This is a genomic window from Mediterraneibacter hominis, from assembly GCF_014287475.1.
In the GTDB taxonomy this organism is placed as follows: domain Bacteria; phylum Bacillota; class Clostridia; order Lachnospirales; family Lachnospiraceae; genus Mediterraneibacter; species Mediterraneibacter hominis.
Map to the genome: position 1 here is coordinate 29,780 of NZ_JACOPF010000001.1, position 17,916 is coordinate 47,695.

Here is a 17,916-nt window from a genome sequence, read left to right on the forward strand (position 1 = left end):
ATATGGAACAAAAAAAGATAAAAGCCGCGCTTCTTGGCTTGGGAACCGTCGGCGGCGGAGTATATAAGCTGATACAGAGAAGAAAAGATGAGATGGAGCAGATAATTGGAACACAGCTTGAAATTGTCAAAATCATGGTGCACAATCTGGACAAAAAAAGAGAAGGTATTGCCCTTTCCCTTCTGACAGACAACTGGCAGGAGATTATAGAGGATGAAGAGATAGAGATTATTATTGAAGTGATCGGAGGTATAGAGCCGGCTAAGACAATGATCTTAGAAGCGCTGCATGCAGGAAAGCATGTGGTTACAGCGAATAAGGATCTGATCGCACAGCAGGGAAGAGAGCTGTTAAACGCTGCGGAAGAAAGTGGAGCAGATTTCCTATTTGAGGCATCAGTGGCAGGCGGAATCCCGATTATCCGCCCATTAAAGCAATGCCTTGCGGCGAATGAGCTTACAGATGTGGTAGGGATTGTAAATGGGACAACTAATTACATTTTGACGAAAATGTTCGAAGAAAATGTAAGCTTTGAGAGTGCGCTTGTAAAAGCAAAGGAGCTGGGATATGCGGAGGCAGATCCGACGGCAGATATAGAAGGATTGGACGCCGGAAGAAAAGTGGCGATTATGGCGTCTATCGCATTTCATACGCGGGTGGTATTTGAAGATGTGCATACGGAAGGAATCACAAAAATTACGGAAAAGGACGTTGCCTATGCAAAAGATTTGGACTGCGTGATTAAACTTCTGGGAGTGGCACATGATACAAAAGAGGGAATTGAAGTAGGTGTGTACCCGATGATATTAAAAAAAGAACATCCGCTTGCCTCTGTCCGGGATTCATTTAACGCGGTGTTTGTGCATGGAGATGCGGTGGACGACGCTATGTTTTACGGAAGAGGTGCAGGAGAATTTCCTACAGCAAGCGCGGTTGTGGGGGATGTCATTGACGTGGCACGGGATATACAGTATGAATGTACAGGAAGAATCAGTTGTACCTGTTATAAAGATACACCGATCAAAAAATTTGAAGAGGTGAAAAACAAATTTTTCCTGCGTATGCAGGTGAAAAACCAGCCGGGTGTGCTTGCATGTATCGCACAGATTTTTGGAAATCATAAGGTCAGTATCGTGCGGGTAGTACAAAAATATGTAGAGGAGACCCAGGCGGAGCTGGTAATCGTAACGGACAAAGTGAAAGAAGGCTATATGAAAAATGCTTTAAAAGAATTGGAAGATCTGGAGGATATTTACGAAGTAAGCAGTGTTATCCGGGCATATCTGTAGAGTGTGTCAGAAGGAAACTTGCTTTTCCATAATGCTTTCAGGCAGAAAGGGGCGCCGGATGGAGAGAAGAAACCAGCCAATCGGGTTTATGGTAAAACAGATTAACAATGTGTTTGAAAAAGATTTAAATGAGAGACTGCGTACAATCGGTATTACTTCTTCACAGTGCGCAGTTTTGGATTATCTGTTTCACACAAGCAAGGATGAAGTAAATCAGAGGGATGTAGAGAGGCATTTAAGCCTAAAAAATCCCACTGTGACAGGGATACTAAAAAGGCTGGATGAAAAGGGGTTTATCTTATGTGTTCCCAATACGACAGACAAAAGAAAGAAAAATATCTATCTTACAGAAAAGGCATATGACATCCAGAGGAGAATGGAAGCGGACAGAAAGAAGATGGATAAGAATCTGACAAGAGGTATGACAAAAAAGGAAATCGCGGCTTTGACAAGGGGACTGGAAAAAATGTTATATAATATTGCAGAACCATAAACAGAACTATAAAAAGTATCCAGGCAGGACAGGAGGAGAAAAATGAGTTACGCTGACAAAGTATTTATACAGATGTGCAGGGACATCATAGACAACGGAACTAGTACGGAAGGGGAGAAGGTAAGACCGGTATGGGAGGACGGTACCCCGGCATACACGATAAAGAAATTCGGAGTGGTAAACCGGTATGATCTCTCAAAAGAATTTCCCGCGCTTACGCTTCGAAGGACGGGGATAAAAAGCTGTACGGATGAGCTTCTATGGATATGGCAGAAAAAATCGAACAATATCCATGAGCTGAACAGCCATATTTGGGATAGCTGGGCGGATGAGACCGGCTCTATTGGGAAAGCATATGGCTATCAGATGGGAGTAAAGCACAGGTATAAGGAAGGAATGATGGATCAGGTAGATCGGGTTATTTATGACTTAAAGAATAATCCATATAGCCGTCGTATTATGACAAACCTCTATGTGCATCAGGATTTGCATGAGATGAACCTATATCCGTGCGCTTACAGTATGACATTTAATGTGACAAAAGAAAAAGACAGCGACAGACTGACGCTGAACGGGATATTGAATCAGCGCTCCCAGGACGTGCTGACGGCAAATAATTGGAATGTGTGCCAGTATGCCGTGTTGCTTCATATGCTGGCGCAGGTATGCGACATGAAAGTAGGAGAGTTCATACACGTGATTGCAGATGCACATATTTATGACAGGCATATTCCGATGATCGAAGAACTGATTGCCAGAGAACCGCTTCCAGCGCCGAAGTTCTGGCTGAATCCAGAAATTAAAGATTTCTATGCGTTTACCTGTGAAGATGTGCGGCTGGACGATTACCAGACTCATCCGCAGATCAAGAATATACCGGTTGCAGTGTAGGAAGAAGCTGTACTTAAGCGGTGCAGTGCAGAGAATAGAAGACAGTAAGGAGAGGAGAAAAAGATGCAGGCGATTGTTGCAGCAGATAAAAACTGGGGAATTGGGAAGAAAAACAGGCTTCTTGTAAGTATTCCTTCTGATATGAAATTTTTTCGGGAAAAAACGACAGGAAAGGTGGTCGTGATGGGGAGAAAGACACTGGAGAGCTTCCCAAACGGCAGACCGCTGAAAAACAGGACAAATATTGTATTGACAGGAAACAAGGACTATGCGGTGAAGGACGCGGTCATTGTACATTCGGAAGAAGAATTAAAAGAAGAATTAAAAAAATATAAGGAAGAAGAAATATTTGTCATTGGAGGAGAGAGCGTTTACAAGCTGCTGCTGCCGCTTTGTAATATAGTTTATGTTACAAAGATAGAACAGGAATTTGAAGCAGATACATTCTTCCCCAATTTAGATAAGAAGAAAGAATGGAGAATGACAGAGGAAGGTGAGGAACAGACCTGTTTTGATCTGGAATTCAGGTTTACAAAATATGAGCGGCAGAAATAAAAGGAAGGGAGCGCGTCTTTCTTCCCTTCTTCTTTTGGGGTGCATGGCAGCAGGGATTCTCTGCCAGGGCTGTACATGGCAGGCGGATAATACCGGAGCAAAGGAAAAAGAAGAAACAAAGGGAGAGGAGAAGATACGTGTCGTGACGACGATCTTTCCACAGTATGATTTTGTACGTGAGATTGCGGGAGAGAGAGTAGAGCTTAAGATGCTGATGAAGCCAGGAGAAGAGACCCATTCTTATGAGCCGACTCCGCAGGATATTATTGCTGTGCAGAACAGTGATATATTTATCTATGTGGGCGGCGAAAACGATGAATGGGTGGAAGAAATTCTTGCCTCCATGCCGGATGAAAACAGAGAGACATTAAAGCTGACAGACTGTGTGGACACATATGAAGAAGATCATGTGGAGGGAATGAAAGAAGAACATAAGCATTCCCACGAGGAGGAAAAAGAAAGTACACAGTCAGAAGAAATAAAGACACATTCCGTCCATGAGATAGACGAGCATGTCTGGACGTCGCCGCGTAATGCCATTCAAATTGTAGAGGCTGTCAAGGATCTGCTTGTCAAAGTAGATGAGAGAAATGCGTCTGTCTATGAAGAGAATGCATCTGACTATGAAGAAAAACTCTGGGAGCTGGATGCACAGTTTCAACAGGTAGTACAGACATCTAAACGCAGGCTTCTTTTATTCGGGGATCGCTTTCCGTTCCGGTATTTTGCGGAGGAATATGGACTTTCTTATTACGCGGCATTTCCGGGCTGTGCTTCGGACACAGAGCCAAGTGCTGCGACGATGGCATTTTTGATTGATAAGGTAAAGGAAGAAAGGATTCCTGTTATACTGAAAATGGAATTGAGCAATGCAGATATTTCCAATGCAATTGCAGAGGCGACAGACACAAGGGTCGAGACGTTCTACAGCTGCCATAATATTTCGGCAGAGGATTTTGAAAATGGAGAAACCTATTACAGCATGATGGAAAAAAACGTAGAGACGCTGAAAGAGGCTTTGAACTAAAGGAGGCAGAAAATCAGATGGCGCTGATAAAGTGTGAAAATGTGTCCGTCGGTTACGAGGGGCAGACAGTAATAAAGGATTTGAATTTTCAGATAGCTAACGGGGATTATCTGTGCATTGTGGGAGAAAATGGTTCCGGTAAAAGTACACTGGTAAAAAGTATTTTGGGGCTGAAAGCAGTGGAAAAAGGGCGGATTGTTTTTGGAGACGGGCTGCGGCAGACAGAAATTGGGTATCTTCCACAGCAGACAGAAGTGCAGAAAGATTTTCCGGCGAGTGTTTATGAAGTGGTGCTGTCCGGGAGGCTGAACAGTCGGGGACTTCGTCCCTTTTATACAGCACAGGACAGACGTACAGTATATGAAAAGATGGAAATGCTTGGAATTCATGCATTATCCCGCCAGTGCTTCCGAGATTTGTCAGGAGGACAGAAACAAAGGGTACTGCTTGCACGTGCTCTGTGCGCGACAAAAAAGCTGCTTTTGCTAGACGAACCGGTGACGGGACTGGATCCGATCGTGACAGGTGAATTTTATCAGTTGTTATGTAAAATCAACAGAGAACAAAAGATTGCAGTTGTGATGGTTTCGCATGATGTAGAGAGTGCTGTAGAGTATGCGAGTCATATTCTGCATTTAAGCGAAGACACACAGTTTTTCGGGACTGCCGCGGCATACCAGAAAAGCCGGGCAGGAAAGACATTCCTGGGAGGTGAAGCTTATGTTTGAGACGGTAGCACAGATGCTTTCATATCCGTTTATGGTGAGGGCGTTTCTTGTTGGTTCTCTGGTGGCGCTGTGTTCTGCTCTTTTGGGAGTCAGCCTTGTCTTAAAACGGTATTCTATGATAGGAGACGGGTTATCCCATGTAGGATTCGGAGCTCTGGCGGTGGCGACAGCGGTAAACGCAGCGCCTCTTTCTGTAGCAATTCCCATTGTTGTATTGGCTGCGATATTGCTGCTTCGTATTCGTTCCAACACCAGAATTAAAGGAGACGCGGCGACTGCCATGATTTCCACAGGGGCACTTGCAGTCGGCGTTATGGTGATTTCTATGACGACAGGGATGAACACAGACGTCTATAATTATATGTTTGGAAGTATCCTTGCCATGAGCGCCCAGGATGTAAAACTGAGTCTGATTTTGTGTGCTGTGGTATTGATTTTGTATGTATTTTTCTATCAAAAAATATTCGCGGTGACCTTTGACGAAACTTTTGCGCTTGCTACAGGAGTGCGGGCGAATCTATATAATACAATGATAGCGGTTCTGACCGCGGTTACGATTGTACTTGGTATGCGGATGATGGGAGCGCTTCTTGTATCCAGCCTGATTATATTTCCAGCACTTACTTCTATGCGGTTATGCAAGACCTTTAAGAGCGTGATTATAAGTGCAGGTGTTCTTTCTGTAATTTGTCTTGTTGTCGGGCTTATACTGTCTTACTTTTGTGCAGCGCCGGCAGGAGCCAGCGTAGTCCTTGTAAATCTGACGGCATTTCTTGTGTATTCGGTTCTTGGAATTGCCAGAAATGCAAGGAGAGGATAAGATACATCAAGGAGTCTGCTAAAATGTATCAAGAAGTGAGCGTTGACAAAGGAAAAGATACAAATTATAATGAAAATATCTTATCACAGAAAAGGTTTAGAAAAATGCAGAGATAAGGAGGAGTACATAATCTCCGGAAGCAAAGAGAGAAGATGGGCGGTGGAAATCTTCGTGAAAGGATTATGGAAGTAGCCTTTGAGCAGTGGATTGAACGGGAGGACTCCCAAGTAGACTTCAACGTTATTCCCACGTTACAGGGAAACAGTATCGGAAGAGATTCCCGTACTGGCAGAGTGCAGAGATTTCTCTGAATTTAGGTGGTAACACGGATGATGGATTCGCCCTAAGCTGTAAGCTTAGGGTGTTTTTTTCAGTTAGGAGGGAAATATGAGACAGATAACAGGAAACAAATTATTGGTGAAAGCATTGAAGGAAGAAGGCGTAGATACAATATTTGGGTATCCTGGCGCCTGTACGATTGACATCAGTGATGAACTGTATAAGCAGAAGGATATTCGGGTGATTCTGCCGCGGCATGAACAGGCATTAGTCCATGAAGCAGATGCCTATGCGCGGACGACAGGAAAAGTCGGTGTCTGCCTGGTGACAAGCGGACCGGGGGCGACGAATTTAGTGACCGGACTTGCAACGGCGAACTATGACAGTGTGCCGCTGGTTTGTTTTACAGGACAAGTAGCGAAACATCTGATTGGAAACGACGCCTTCCAGGAAGTTGATATCGTAGGAATTACGAGGAGTATCACAAAGTATGGCGTGACGGTGCGCAATAGGGAAGATTTAGGAAGAATTATAAAGGAAGCATTTTACATTGCGCGCACAGGACGTCCGGGACCAGTGCTGATCGATTTGCCGAAAGATGTAATGGGAGAATTAGGAAGCGCAGAGTATCCGTCGGAGGTAAACATCCGCGGATATAAGCCGAATACGAATGTGCATGTTGGACAGCTGAAACGTGCTATTAAAATGCTGCATAAGGCAAAACGCCCGTTGTTTTTGGCAGGCGGCGGTGTGAATATCGCCCATGCAAATGAGAGCTTCAGAGAAGTAGTGGAGAAGACAGAGGTTCCGGTTGTCACGACGATTATGGGTCGAGGCGCCATTCCTACAAATCATCCGCTTTTTGTAGGAAATTTAGGGATGCATGGCACTTATGCGGCGAACATGGCAGTGAATGAGTGTGACCTTCTCTTCTCTATCGGCGCACGCTTTAATGACCGAATTACGGGGAAGCTGCATGCGTTTGCTCCGAAAGCGCAGATTGTGCATATCGATATTGATACAGCGTCCATATCCAGAAATATTCATGTGGATGTTCCAATTGTGGCAGATGCGAAGGAAGCGGTTTTGAAAATGAAGGAATATGTAGAAGGGTGCAAAAGAGAAGCATGGTTAAAACAGATTGCCTCCTGGAAGGAAGAGCATCCGCTGAAAATGAAAAAACGTGCAGTGATGGGGCCGCAGGATATTATTGAAGAAATAAACCGGCAGTTTAAAGAAGCGATTATTGTAACGGATGTAGGGCAGCATCAGATGTTTGCCAGCCAGTATGTAGAGATTACGAAGAAAAAACAGATCATCATGTCCGGAGGACTTGGGACAATGGGATACGGTTTCCCCGGCGCTATCGGCGCTCAGATAGGAAATCCAAAGACCCCGGTTATCGCAATTTCCGGGGACGGGGGTATGCAGATGAATATCCAGGAGTTTGCGACTGCTGTACTGGAAGAGCTGCCTCTGATTCTCTGCGTGTTTAACAACGAATATTTGGGAATGGTACGGCAGTGGCAGAAGCTCTTCTACGGCAAACGCTACGGCATGACAAATTTACGTTCCGGAGCACTTTTCAGAAGAACAGAAGGGCAGGAGATGCCAGCGTATACGCCGGATTTTGTAAAACTGGCAGAAAGCTACGGGGCAAAGGGAATACGAGTGACAAAGAGGGAAGAAATCAAAGCGGCGTTTGAGGAAGCGAAAAAGAACACAAAGCTGCCGACCTTGATTGAATTTATCATCGATCCAGAAGAGATGGTGTATCCAATGATTCAGCCGGGCGGAACGCTTAAGGATATGATTATGGACTGTTAGGAGGAAAAAAGATGGATGGAATGAAAAAAAGATGGATTTCTCTGTATGTAGAAAATCAGGTGGGCGTACTTTCCAAAATTTCCGGACTGTTTTCCGGAAAATCCTATAATTTGGACAGCCTGACGGTCGGTACGACAGAGGATCCCACGGTATCTAGAATGACGATCGCTACAGTCAGTGACGATGAGACATTTGAGCAGATAAAAAAGCAGTTAAACCGAATGATAGAAGTAATCAAAGTCATTGACTTTACAGATATTTTTGTGAGAATGAAAGAAATTCTTTATATCAAAGTACTGAAATGTACTCCCCAGGATAAAATTGAAATATTCCAGATTGCGGAGACATTCAAGGCAAAGGTGATCGACTATGGAAAAGACAGTCTGCTTGTAGAATTTGTACAGACAGCGACGAAAAATGACGCAGTTGTCAAATTGATGAAAGAAGAATTCAAAAGTATTGAAGTGGTACGGGGTGGAAGTGTAGGTATTGAATCTATCAGTATGATGGAGAGATAAAAACAGAGTGCACTCTTGATTTTTTTTGCCGGAAGTATTATAATCTAGGCGAAAACAATGAGCAGACGAAAGAACCAGATGGCTGGAGAAAGGTCTGCATGGTGCAGAGGAATGGAGGAGTCTATATGGAGAAAAAAAAGATTGACTGGGAAAACCTGGGATTTAGTTATATACCTACTGATAAACGGTATGTTGCAAATTTTAAAGACGGTAAATGGGATGATGGAGCGCTGATAACAGATGCCAATATTGTAATGAACGAATGTGCAGGAGTTTTGCAGTACGCACAGACGATATTTGAAGGGTTGAAGGCGTATACAACAGAGGATGGACATATTGTGGCATTCCGTCCGGACTTGAATGCAGAACGTCTGGTCAATTCTGCAAAACGCTTAGAAATGCCTCCATTTCCGGCGGAACGTTTTGTGGACGCAGTCGTGCAGGTAGTAAAGGCAAATGCGGCTTATGTGCCGCCATATGGCTCCGGAGCGACACTGTACATCCGGCCGTATATGTTTGGAATCAATCCGGTTATCGGTGTAAAGCCGGCAGATGAGTATCAGTTCCGTATTTTTACAACCCCAGTCGGGCCATATTTCAAAGGAGGCGTAAAGCCGCTGACAATCTGTGTGTCTGATTTTGACCGCGCCGCGCCGCATGGAACGGGACACATTAAGGCAGGTCTGAACTATGCAATGAGTCTGCATGCAATCGTGACGGCGCATGCGAATGGATTTGATGAGAATATGTATCTGGATTCTGCGACAAGGACGAAAGTAGAAGAGACTGGCGGCGCAAACTTTATTTTTATTACAAAAGACAATAAGGTTGTAACTCCTCATTCTGATACAATTCTTCCTTCTATTACAAGGCGTTCTCTGTTATATGTAGCAGAGCATTATCTGGGATTGGAAGTAGAAGAAAGGGATGTATATTTAGAAGAAGTGAAAGAATTTGCAGAGTGCGGCCTGTGTGGAACCGCAGCAGTTATCTCTCCGGTAGGCAAGGTCGTTGACCATGGAAAAGAAATTTGTTTCCCAAGCGGTATGGAGAAGATGGGACCGACGATTCAGAAGCTGTATGACACATTGACTGGGATTCAGATGGGACATATCGAAGCACCGGAAGGCTGGATTAAAGTGATTGAATAACCGTAGACAAAATAGAAGCGCAGGGGAAATCGGCTTATACCGATTTCCCCTATAATTACAGCATTTTTCACTTCCATCTGCCAAAGTGTAATTGTTTCTCGATTTCAGGGTAATGCTGCTTTAATTCTTTTTCGTTTGGGTCAGCATAACCAATTCCAATAAACGCAGGTATCATATATGTTCTCGGTACCTTTAATTTTTCTTTCACAATATCATGTTCTTCATTTAAAGGTATTCTCATAGAACATGCCAGCCCTTCAGCGGCCACCGCTAAAAATATGTTTTCTATGACACACCAAATCGTGGAAAATGGATTTAATTCAGATACATATTCGCCGTTTAAGTCTTTTGATTTAAACACAGGAATTATTACATAGGGAGCATTTTTTAACATTGTAAATTGTCTTGGCATTGCATATGCATACATTTTCTGACCGAGTGTAACTGGATAAGGTCTTGGAATATTCAAATATTTTTCAGCGTCAAATTTATCAGCTATTTTTTTTGCATACTCAAAAGCATATTCTTTTTCCTCATCTGTTTTTAAAATAATAAAACTCCAATTACGATTATGGTTCCATGTCGGGGCTTTATTACCAGCTTCTAAAATTTTTTTAATAACTTCAAAATCAACTTCTTTATCCAAAAATTCTCTTACTGTTCTTCTTTTTTCTACTGCTTCATAAAAATCCAATTTTAAAGCCTCCCACTCTTATTTTATGATTTCCTCATGGTAAAATAATTTACAACTATCTCGGTTTATTTATATTTCCTACGTTTGAAAAGGTGTGTATTAGCTTATATTATGTGAAGTATGCGTTTATACGAGGATTCGTGATTTTATAAATGAAAGAACACAGTTGCAATATTAAAATAAATCAAAATAGAAAATGTATCTACCAGTGTAGTGATAAGCGGAGAAGCCATGATTGCAGGGTCCAAATGGATCTGTTTAGCACACAAGGGTAGAAGGCAGCCGATAAGCTTGGCAACTACAATGGTAGCTGCAAGCGAACATGCAATTACGAATGCCAGTGTTGCATTTTGGTACATGATAAAAATTCGTACCCCGTTAGCGAGGGCAAGGACGAGTCCTACGATTACAGAGATACGGAATTCTTTAAACATTACTTTAAACAAATCCTTAAAGTGAATCTCATCCAGTGCGATTCCGCGTATAACTAAAGTTGAGCTTTGGGAACCGCAATTTCCACCTGTGTCCATCAGCATTGGAATAAAGGAGACAAGCAATGGAATTGCGTTGAAAGCATTTTCATAACGGGTGATGATGGTACCTGTCACAGTGGCAGAAAACATCAGGACGAGGAGCCAGGGAATGCGGTGTCGCGCATGTGCAAATACAGAAGTTGCAAAATACGGCTTTTCACTGGGACTCATCGCTGCCATTTTCGTAATGTCTTCCGTTGTCTCTTCTACCATGACATCCATTGCGTCGTCAAATGTGACAATTCCTACCATATAATTTTCCGCGTCGAGCACAGGAAGGGCGAGCAGATCATATTTTCTTAACAGTTGTGCTACCTCTTCCTGATCCGTATGTGTGTGAACGGAAATAATTTCGGTTTCCATCAGTTCTGCTATCAGTGTGTTGTCATCCTCTGTCATCAGTTCTTTTGCCGATACGGTACCGATAAGCTGTCTGCGTTCGGTGACATAACAAGTATAAATGGTTTCTTTGTGGATACCCGTTTCTTTGATATGTGCCATCGCCTGCGCTACCGTCATAGATTTGCGTATATCTACGTATTCCGTAGTCATAATGCTCCCAGCACTGTCATCTGGATAATTTAAAAGCTCGTTGATCATAAGCCTGTCAGATGAGCTTACTGTATCAAGAATCCGGCTTACCAGATTTGCGGGAAGCTCTTCCAGCATATCAACGGTGTCATCCATGTATAGATCATCCAGCAGTTCTTTTAACTCTTTTTCTGTGAACATTTCCACCAGATAAGTCTGCATGGTACTGTCCATGTTAGAAAAAACTTCTGCTGCTTTGTCCTTTGGAATCAGACGGAAGGCAAGTGCGAGTTCCTTGTCATCCAAATCGGAAAGAAGGGAGGCTATGTCGACTTCGTTCATGACATCCAAAATACTTCTCACAGCTTTGAACTGACGCTGCTGGAGAAGCTTTACAAAAATATCTTTGTCCATAATATATACCTCTTTTTTCTATATATGTTGTAAATAAGCTGCACGAGTGATAACTGGCACCAGAATCCATAACCTCACCTCCTTTTGTAAATGTAAAGAAAAAAAGACCATGCATCGCCTGAACTATGCAAAGTCTTCTGCCTCAATCTTACTTATACCGTTCAAGCTTTAGTATCACAGGGCGTAATAATTGCATTAGGTTATGCCTTCACGACATAGCCTGCTAACCAACTCGTTGTGTCTCCACAATCTCGCGGCAGCAATCTTAAGGAATCAACCCAATCCCTGTGGTAACCTCACCTACCGAAATAATATTATGAAATTTCTACCTACTCATTGTAGTGCAGAAGACAGGAGGTGTCAAGAAAAAGTTTTGAGGCATGGACATTGTACTGTGCCAAGAGGATATGTTATACTATATAGGCTATTATAAGGCAGATACAGCAGAAGGGAGTGTCTGTCGGAAGTTGGAGAGGCGTGTAAGTGGAAGCGTATACAAGTTTTGCGTCAGTTTACGATAGGTTTATGGATAATGTTCCTTACCGGGAGTGGGGAGAATATCTGCATGGACTTTTACAGGAATATGGTGTTGTGGAAGGGCTTGTGGCAGATCTCGGCTGTGGCACTGGAACCATGACAGAGATTTTAGCAGAATATGGATATGACATGATTGGCATAGACAATTCGGAAGATATGCTGGAAGCAGCAATGGAAAAGAAACTAGAATCCGGGCACAATATTCTGTACTTGCAGCAGGACATGCGGACGTTTGAGCTCTATGGGACGGTGCGTGCAGCTGTAAGTGTTTGTGATTCTCTGAATTATATTACAGAACCGGCAGATTTGGAACGTATGTTTTACTGGGTAAATAATTATTTAGACCCAGAAGGCATTTTTATTTTTGACTTCAATACGGAGTATAAATACAGAGAAATCTTAGGAGAGAGAACCATTGCGGAAAATCGCGAGGACTGTAGTTTTATCTGGGATAATTACTATTATGAAAAAGAAAAAATCAATGAATATGATTTAAGTCTGTTTATTCGGGAAGGAAAAGAAAATATATATAAGAAATATCAGGAAATCCATTACCAGAGAGCATATACTTTGGAAGAGATGCGAGAATATATCGAAAAAGCAGGGATGAAATTTATCACAGCCTATGACGCATTTACAAAGAATTCCCCGACTCTTCAGAGTGAGCGGATTTATGTAATAGCCAGGGAGTACGGGAAGAAAACATGAGAATAAGCAGTACATATAAATAGAGAGAAAGAGAGGATAAAGATAGATGAACGATTATATTGTAAGAGCAGCCGCGGCAGACACACAGATCCGCGCGTTTGCGGCATCTACGACTCATATGGTAGAAGAAGCGCGCGAAAAGCACCATACAAGCCCGGTGGCGACGGCAGCTCTGGGACGTCTGCTGACAGGCGGCGTAATGATGGGAAGTATGATGAAAAATCCAACAGATATATTGACATTACAGATACAGTGCGCAGGGCCGATCGGAGGAATGACAGTCACAGCAGACAGCCAGGGAAGGGCAAAAGGGTATGTGGTAAACCCAGAGGTAATGCTGCCGCCCAAAAACGGAAAGCTGGATGTAGGCGGAGCACTGGGAGCAGGATTTTTAAATGTCATCAAGGATATGGGATTAAAGGAACCCTATTGTGGACAGACGGTTTTGCAGACAGGAGAGATTGCGGAGGATTTGACCTATTATTTTGCTACCTCTGAGCAGGTTCCGTCTTCTGTAGGACTTGGAGTTTTGATGGAAAAGGACAATACAGTGCGGTGTGCCGGAGGCTTTATTGTACAGGTGATGCCGTTTGTAGAAGAGGCTGTGTTAGAAAAGCTGGAAAAGAATATACAGAATATTCAGTCTGTGACCGCTATGCTGGATAATGGACATACGCCGGAAGAAATGCTGGAGAAGGTACTGGAGGGGCTGCATGTGGAGGTGACGGACACCCTTCCGGCGGAATTTTACTGTAATTGTTCAAAACAGCGGATTGAGAAGGCAATTATCAGTATTGGTAAAAAAGAGATACAGTCCATGATTGACGACGGAAAAGAAATTGAGGTAAAGTGTCATTTCTGTAATACTGCGTACAACTACACAGTAGAGGAACTAAAGGAATTATTGAAGAAAAGCAGATAGGCAGGTAAGAAGATGAGAGACGGATTTATAAAAGTAGCGGCAGCAACGCCGGACATCAAGGTGGCAGATGTAGAGTATAATACGAAAAAAATATGCGAGTCGATCGAAGCGGCAGTAGAAGAACATGCAAAAATCATAGTATTTCCAGAGCTGTGTGTCACAGGATATACTTGCAGCGATTTGTTTGCCCAGGATGTGCTGCTGAAAAAAGCGAAAGAGGCGTTATTTAAAATCGCAGCTTTTACAAAGGACAAGGATTGTCTGGTATTTGTCGGCGTTCCACTGGGAATAGAGGAGAAGATCTATAATGTGGCGGCGGCGTTAAACCATGGAGAATTGCTGGGATTGACGACGAAAACGTTTCTTCCAAATTACGGGGAGTTTTATGAGATGCGTCAGTTTACCCCAGGACCCAAAACCGCAAGGGAAATTTTATTTGAAGGGAAGAAAATTCCGTTTGGGCCGCAGCTTTTATTTCAGGCAGACTCTATAGAAAACTTGATCGTATCTGCGGAAATCTGTGAGGATGTCTGGTCTGTGGTTCCTCCAAGTATCCAGGCGGCGACAGAAGGCGCTGTCATATTAGTGAACTGTTCTGCCAGCGATGAGACTATTGGAAAGGATACTTATAGAAGAGAACTGATTCAGGGGCAGTCTGCGCGGCTGATTGCGGGCTACGTATACGCAAATGCAGGAGAGGGCGAATCGACTACGGATGTGGTGTTCGGCGGGCACAATATCATTGCGGAAAATGGTACAGTGCTTGCGGAGGCAAAGCGTTTTAAAAATGAAGTGATTTATACGGAGATTGATATACAAAGATTAATCGGAGAGCGCAGAAGAAATACGACATTTCAAGCTGCCGAAGAAAGAAGGCTTATGCGGATTCCGTTTTCTATTAAGAAAGAGTCAGCAGAATTGACACGAAAATTTCCGAAAAAGCCGTTTGTTCCTGCCGACGAGCAGATTCGTTCCAAGCGGTGCGAAGAGATTTTGGAGATCCAGGCGATGGGATTAAAGAAGCGTTTGGCACATACAGGAGCAAAGACTGCAGTAGTAGGGCTTTCCGGAGGACTGGATTCTACACTTGCCCTGCTTGTGACAGCACGTGCATTTGAGATGTTGAAAAAGGATAAAAAAGAAATTCTGGCTGTGACAATGCCATGTTTTGGAACGACAGATCGGACTTATCAGAATGCCTGCAAAATGGCAGAACAGGTGGGGGCTGCCTTGAAAGAGGTACCTATTGCAGAGGCAGTGCGCGTGCATTTTAGAGACATTGGACAAAAAGAAAGCGATCACAGTGTTACATATGAAAATGCGCAGGCGAGGGAGAGAACCCAAGTCTTGATGGACATTGCCAACCGGACAGGAGGCATGGTGATCGGAACAGGAGATATGTCAGAGCTGGCGCTTGGGTGGGCGACCTACAATGGAGATCATATGTCTATGTATGGCGTGAACGCCTCTGTGCCAAAGACACTGGTGCGTTATCTGGTAAAGTATGCCGCAGATGAGACAACAGATGAAAGATTAAAGGAAGTGCTGTATGATGTGCTGGATACTCCGGTCAGTCCGGAGCTTCTGCCGCCTAAAGACGGCGATATCGCACAGTGTACGGAGGATTTAGTCGGGCCCTACGAATTGCATGATTTCTTTTTATATTATATGCTCCGCTTTGGATACAGTCCGGCAAAAATCTTCCGCCTGGCAAAGGATACATTTGAACAGGAGTATGATACAGAGACGATTTTGAAATGGCTGGAAATTTTTGTGAAACGGTTTTTCTCTCAGCAGTTTAAGCGTTCCTGTCTCCCTGACGGGCCAAAGATTGGAACGGTTGCACTTTCTCCAAGAGGGGATTTGAGAATGCCCAGTGATGCCAGCGCGGCTGTCTGGTTACAGGAAATAAAAGAAATATTTGGCAGAATGGAAAATACAGAATCCAGATAAAAGGGAGAAATAAAGCTATGAAATTAATCAAAACGAAAGAGGCTGTGGGCTGTGTGCTCTGCCATGATATTACGCAGATTATCCCTGGAGTAGTAAAAGATGCGGTATTTCGTAAGGGACATGTTGTGACGGAGGAAGATATACCCGTACTGCTTTCTGTAGGGAAGGAAAATCTCTATGTATGGGAAAAGGAAGAGGGGATGCTGCATGAAAATGAGGCGGCGGAAATTCTGCGTAAGGTATGTCAGGGAGAGTATATGGAGCCTTCTGAAGTAAAAGAAGGAAAAATTGAACTGACAGCACAGTGCGACGGGCTTTTAAAGATTGACAGGCAGAAGTTAAATAAGGTAAACAGCATAGGAGAGATAGTGCTGGCCTCACGACATGGGGATTTTCCGGTCAAAAGAGGAGACAAAATTGTAGGGATGAGAGTTGTGCCTCTTGTGATCAAAGAAGAAAAAATGCATCATGTAGAGGAGATCTGTGCGGGAGAACCGATCTTTCATCTGCTTCCTTTCAGAAAAATGAAAGCGGGTATTGTGACGACGGGAAGTGAAGTGTATTATGGACGCATCCAGGATCAGTTTACGCCTGTTGTAAAGAAAAAATTAGAAGAGGCCGGCATGGAAATCATGGGAAATACACTGTGTAATGATGACGCAGGCATGGTGACGGATGCGATACAAGAATGGATAGAAGCAGGGGCAGAACTGGTTGTCTGTACCGGCGGAATGAGCGTGGATCCGGATGACAGGACCCCGTTGGCTATCCGAAATGCGTCAGATGAAGTGATTACCTACGGGGCGCCGGTGCTGCCCGGTGCAATGTTTATGCTTGCCTATGCTGGAGAGGTTCCGGTTGTGGGGCTGCCGGGATGTGTGATGTATGCAAGGCGCACGATTTTTGACCTGGTGTTGCCCAGGATTGCGGCAGGAGAGCGTCTCTGTGCGGAGGATTTCTATAGCTTAGGAGAAGGAGGGCTTTGCCTGAACTGTCCTACGTGTACGTTTCCGAACTGTGGATTTGGAAAATAGGAGAGAAAGGAGCTCACATATGACGGGCTTTTACGAACAATTAAGAGAGGCGATGACAGAACAGGAAGGTGACATCTGGATAGAGACAGTATTGGAAGGGCCGGATATGGGAAAAAAGTATCTGCTTGCAGAAAAGGAAAAGAACGAAAAGATGCTAAGAAAGGATGTGCGTATTTTCCTTGAACGGGCAGGACGTACGCCAGAGCTGGTCATCTGTGGCGGGGGACATGTCTCTATTCCGGTGATTCAGATGGGAAGGATGTTGGGATTTACTGTTACTGTATTGGAGGATCGCCCTAAATTCGCCGATCATGCAAGGCAGGCAGGGGCGGACAGAGTATTCTGTGAGCCTTTTGAGGAAGGACTTTCTAAAATCCCAGGTAATTTGGATACATGGTTTATCATTGTCACCAGGGGGCACCGGTATGATGCGCTCTGTCTGGAGGCAATTTTACATAAGCCAAGAGCCTATGTGGGAATGATGGGGAGTAAAAGGCGCACAGAAATTGTGAAAAATCAGCTGGAAGAAAAAGGAATACCACGTATAGATTTAGAAAATGTTCATACACCGATCGGGTTGAAAATAGGCGCGGAGACACCGGAGGAAATTGCGGTATCCATTCTGGCAGAAATCATACAGGTGAAAAATAAAGAAAAGAAAGGCGGCGGGTATCCAAAAGAGATACTATGCGCTTTGACAGGACAAGGAGAAGAAAAGATACAACAGAAAAAAGCACTTGCGACGATTATTTCACGCAAAGGTTCAGCGCCTAGAAGCGTGGGAACGAAAATGCTGGTTTTCGAGGATGGAACAGCGATTGGAACCATTGGAGGAGGATGTGCAGAAAGTGAAATAATGCAAAGAGCGCTTAAGATGCTGCGTATAAACGAACCAAAGTTTCAAATCTGCCTTGTGGATATGACGGCAGAGGAGGCGGAAGATGCCGGTATGGTGTGCGGCGGCGTGATAGAGGTCATGTTAGAAATAGTTGACGATATTTGAAAAAAATGA

General features: G+C 43.8%; 17 protein-coding genes, 1 riboswitch and 1 other annotated feature. Of the genes, 15 read left to right on the forward strand and 2 right to left on the reverse strand.

All coding sequences use genetic code 11. From position 1 onward, the window contains the following. The first annotated feature begins 2 nt into the window (after positions 1-2). The 10 genes from H8S37_RS00145 (at position 3) to H8S37_RS00190 (ending at position 9,578) form a co-directional block, all read left to right on the forward strand. Positions 3-1,289: a homoserine dehydrogenase gene (locus H8S37_RS00145; RefSeq protein ID WP_186874041.1), complete on the forward strand. Its 1,287-nt coding sequence runs from the start codon at positions 3-5 to the stop codon at positions 1,287-1,289. 58 nt (positions 1,290-1,347) lie between these two features. Continuing rightward, positions 1,348-1,782: a MarR family winged helix-turn-helix transcriptional regulator gene (locus H8S37_RS00150; protein ID WP_186874042.1), complete on the forward strand. Its 435-nt coding sequence runs from the start codon at positions 1,348-1,350 to the stop codon at positions 1,780-1,782. Positions 1,783-1,824: 42 nt separating this feature from the next. Next, positions 1,825-2,673 (forward strand): thymidylate synthase, encoded by an 849-nt coding sequence (gene thyA, locus H8S37_RS00155; RefSeq protein ID WP_186874043.1) that lies wholly within the window; start codon positions 1,825-1,827, stop codon positions 2,671-2,673. 63 nt (positions 2,674-2,736) lie between these two features. Then, complete coding sequence (locus H8S37_RS00160; protein WP_186874044.1) at positions 2,737-3,228, forward strand: dihydrofolate reductase; 492 nt, start codon at positions 2,737-2,739, stop codon at positions 3,226-3,228. Next, positions 3,212-4,255: a metal ABC transporter substrate-binding protein gene (locus H8S37_RS00165; protein WP_186874045.1), complete on the forward strand. Its 1,044-nt coding sequence runs from the start codon at positions 3,212-3,214 to the stop codon at positions 4,253-4,255. Before H8S37_RS00160 ends, H8S37_RS00165 begins: the two co-directional genes overlap by 17 nt. Positions 4,256-4,272: 17 nt before the next feature. Continuing rightward, positions 4,273-4,983: a metal ABC transporter ATP-binding protein gene (locus H8S37_RS00170; protein ID WP_186874046.1), complete on the forward strand. Its 711-nt coding sequence runs from the start codon at positions 4,273-4,275 to the stop codon at positions 4,981-4,983. Continuing rightward, positions 4,976-5,803, forward strand: a complete 828-nt coding sequence (locus tag H8S37_RS00175; protein ID WP_186874047.1) for a metal ABC transporter permease — start codon at positions 4,976-4,978, stop codon at positions 5,801-5,803. The genes H8S37_RS00170 and H8S37_RS00175 overlap by 8 nt, the downstream gene beginning before the upstream one ends. Positions 5,804-5,903: 100 nt before the next feature. Beyond that, positions 5,904-6,152, forward strand: a binding site (T-box leader). Between the two features lie 38 nt (positions 6,153-6,190). Next, a complete protein-coding gene (gene ilvB / locus H8S37_RS00180) occupies positions 6,191-7,909 on the forward strand; it encodes a biosynthetic-type acetolactate synthase large subunit (protein WP_186874048.1) in 1,719 nt (572 codons plus the stop codon). Between the two features lie 11 nt (positions 7,910-7,920). Beyond that, on the forward strand, positions 7,921-8,427 hold the full coding sequence (ilvN, locus tag H8S37_RS00185; RefSeq protein WP_186874049.1) for an acetolactate synthase small subunit: 507 nt from the start codon (positions 7,921-7,923) through the stop codon (positions 8,425-8,427). Positions 8,428-8,552: 125 nt separating this feature from the next. Continuing rightward, positions 8,553-9,578 (forward strand): branched-chain amino acid aminotransferase, encoded by a 1,026-nt coding sequence (locus H8S37_RS00190; RefSeq protein ID WP_186874050.1) that lies wholly within the window; start codon positions 8,553-8,555, stop codon positions 9,576-9,578. 67 nt (positions 9,579-9,645) lie between these two features. Here the strand turns inward: H8S37_RS00190 and H8S37_RS00195 are convergent, their stop codons facing one another. Both H8S37_RS00195 and mgtE read right to left on the reverse strand, forming a co-directional pair. Next, the gene (locus tag H8S37_RS00195) at positions 9,646-10,272 is read right to left on the reverse strand and encodes a nitroreductase family protein (protein ID WP_186874051.1); all 627 of its coding nucleotides are present in this window, start codon (positions 10,270-10,272) and stop codon (positions 9,646-9,648) included. 146 nt (positions 10,273-10,418) lie between these two features. Next, on the reverse strand, positions 10,419-11,750 hold the full coding sequence (gene mgtE, locus H8S37_RS00200; protein WP_186874052.1) for a magnesium transporter: 1,332 nt from the start codon (positions 11,748-11,750) through the stop codon (positions 10,419-10,421). A 145-nt stretch (positions 11,751-11,895) separates the two neighbouring features. After that, positions 11,896-12,065: riboswitch (M-box (ykoK) riboswitch) on the reverse strand. 168 nt (positions 12,066-12,233) lie between these two features. Between mgtE and H8S37_RS00205 the strand changes: the two genes are divergently transcribed. The 5 genes from H8S37_RS00205 to H8S37_RS00225 are packed head-to-tail and all read left to right on the forward strand — an operon-like array spanning position 12,234 to position 17,907. Beyond that, complete coding sequence (locus H8S37_RS00205; RefSeq protein ID WP_186874053.1) at positions 12,234-12,995, forward strand: class I SAM-dependent DNA methyltransferase; 762 nt, start codon at positions 12,234-12,236, stop codon at positions 12,993-12,995. Positions 12,996-13,041: 46 nt separating this feature from the next. Beyond that, a complete protein-coding gene (gene hslO / locus H8S37_RS00210) occupies positions 13,042-13,917 on the forward strand; it encodes an Hsp33 family molecular chaperone HslO (RefSeq protein ID WP_186874054.1) in 876 nt (291 codons plus the stop codon). Between the two features lie 12 nt (positions 13,918-13,929). After that, complete coding sequence (locus tag H8S37_RS00215) at positions 13,930-15,870, forward strand: NAD(+) synthase (RefSeq protein ID WP_186874055.1); 1,941 nt, start codon at positions 13,930-13,932, stop codon at positions 15,868-15,870. A gap of 17 nt (positions 15,871-15,887) precedes the next feature. Then, positions 15,888-16,904, forward strand: coding sequence for a molybdopterin-binding protein (locus tag H8S37_RS00220; RefSeq protein WP_186874056.1), 1,017 nt, complete (start codon positions 15,888-15,890; stop codon positions 16,902-16,904). A 19-nt stretch (positions 16,905-16,923) separates the two neighbouring features. After that, positions 16,924-17,907, forward strand: a complete 984-nt coding sequence (locus H8S37_RS00225; protein ID WP_186874057.1) for an XdhC family protein — start codon at positions 16,924-16,926, stop codon at positions 17,905-17,907. The last annotated feature ends 9 nt before the right edge of the window (positions 17,908-17,916 follow it).

Coding starts and splice junctions, on each gene's coding strand:
- H8S37_RS00145 (WP_186874041.1), top strand. CDS start 3: ATGGAACAAAAAAAGATAAAAGCCGCGCTTCTTGGCTTGGGAACCGTC.
- H8S37_RS00150 (WP_186874042.1), top strand. CDS start 1,348: ATGGAGAGAAGAAACCAGCCAATCGGGTTTATGGTAAAACAGATTAAC.
- thyA (WP_186874043.1), top strand. CDS start 1,825: ATGAGTTACGCTGACAAAGTATTTATACAGATGTGCAGGGACATCATA.
- H8S37_RS00160 (WP_186874044.1), top strand. CDS start 2,737: ATGCAGGCGATTGTTGCAGCAGATAAAAACTGGGGAATTGGGAAGAAA.
- H8S37_RS00165 (WP_186874045.1), top strand. CDS start 3,212: ATGAGCGGCAGAAATAAAAGGAAGGGAGCGCGTCTTTCTTCCCTTCTT.
- H8S37_RS00170 (WP_186874046.1), top strand. CDS start 4,273: ATGGCGCTGATAAAGTGTGAAAATGTGTCCGTCGGTTACGAGGGGCAG.
- H8S37_RS00175 (WP_186874047.1), top strand. CDS start 4,976: ATGTTTGAGACGGTAGCACAGATGCTTTCATATCCGTTTATGGTGAGG.
- ilvB (WP_186874048.1), top strand. CDS start 6,191: ATGAGACAGATAACAGGAAACAAATTATTGGTGAAAGCATTGAAGGAA.
- ilvN (WP_186874049.1), top strand. CDS start 7,921: ATGGATGGAATGAAAAAAAGATGGATTTCTCTGTATGTAGAAAATCAG.
- H8S37_RS00190 (WP_186874050.1), top strand. CDS start 8,553: ATGGAGAAAAAAAAGATTGACTGGGAAAACCTGGGATTTAGTTATATA.
- mgtE (WP_186874052.1), bottom strand. CDS start 11,750: ATGGACAAAGATATTTTTGTAAAGCTTCTCCAGCAGCGTCAGTTCAAA.
- hslO (WP_186874054.1), top strand. CDS start 13,042: ATGAACGATTATATTGTAAGAGCAGCCGCGGCAGACACACAGATCCGC.
- H8S37_RS00215 (WP_186874055.1), top strand. CDS start 13,930: ATGAGAGACGGATTTATAAAAGTAGCGGCAGCAACGCCGGACATCAAG.
- H8S37_RS00220 (WP_186874056.1), top strand. CDS start 15,888: ATGAAATTAATCAAAACGAAAGAGGCTGTGGGCTGTGTGCTCTGCCAT.
- H8S37_RS00225 (WP_186874057.1), top strand. CDS start 16,924: ATGACGGGCTTTTACGAACAATTAAGAGAGGCGATGACAGAACAGGAA.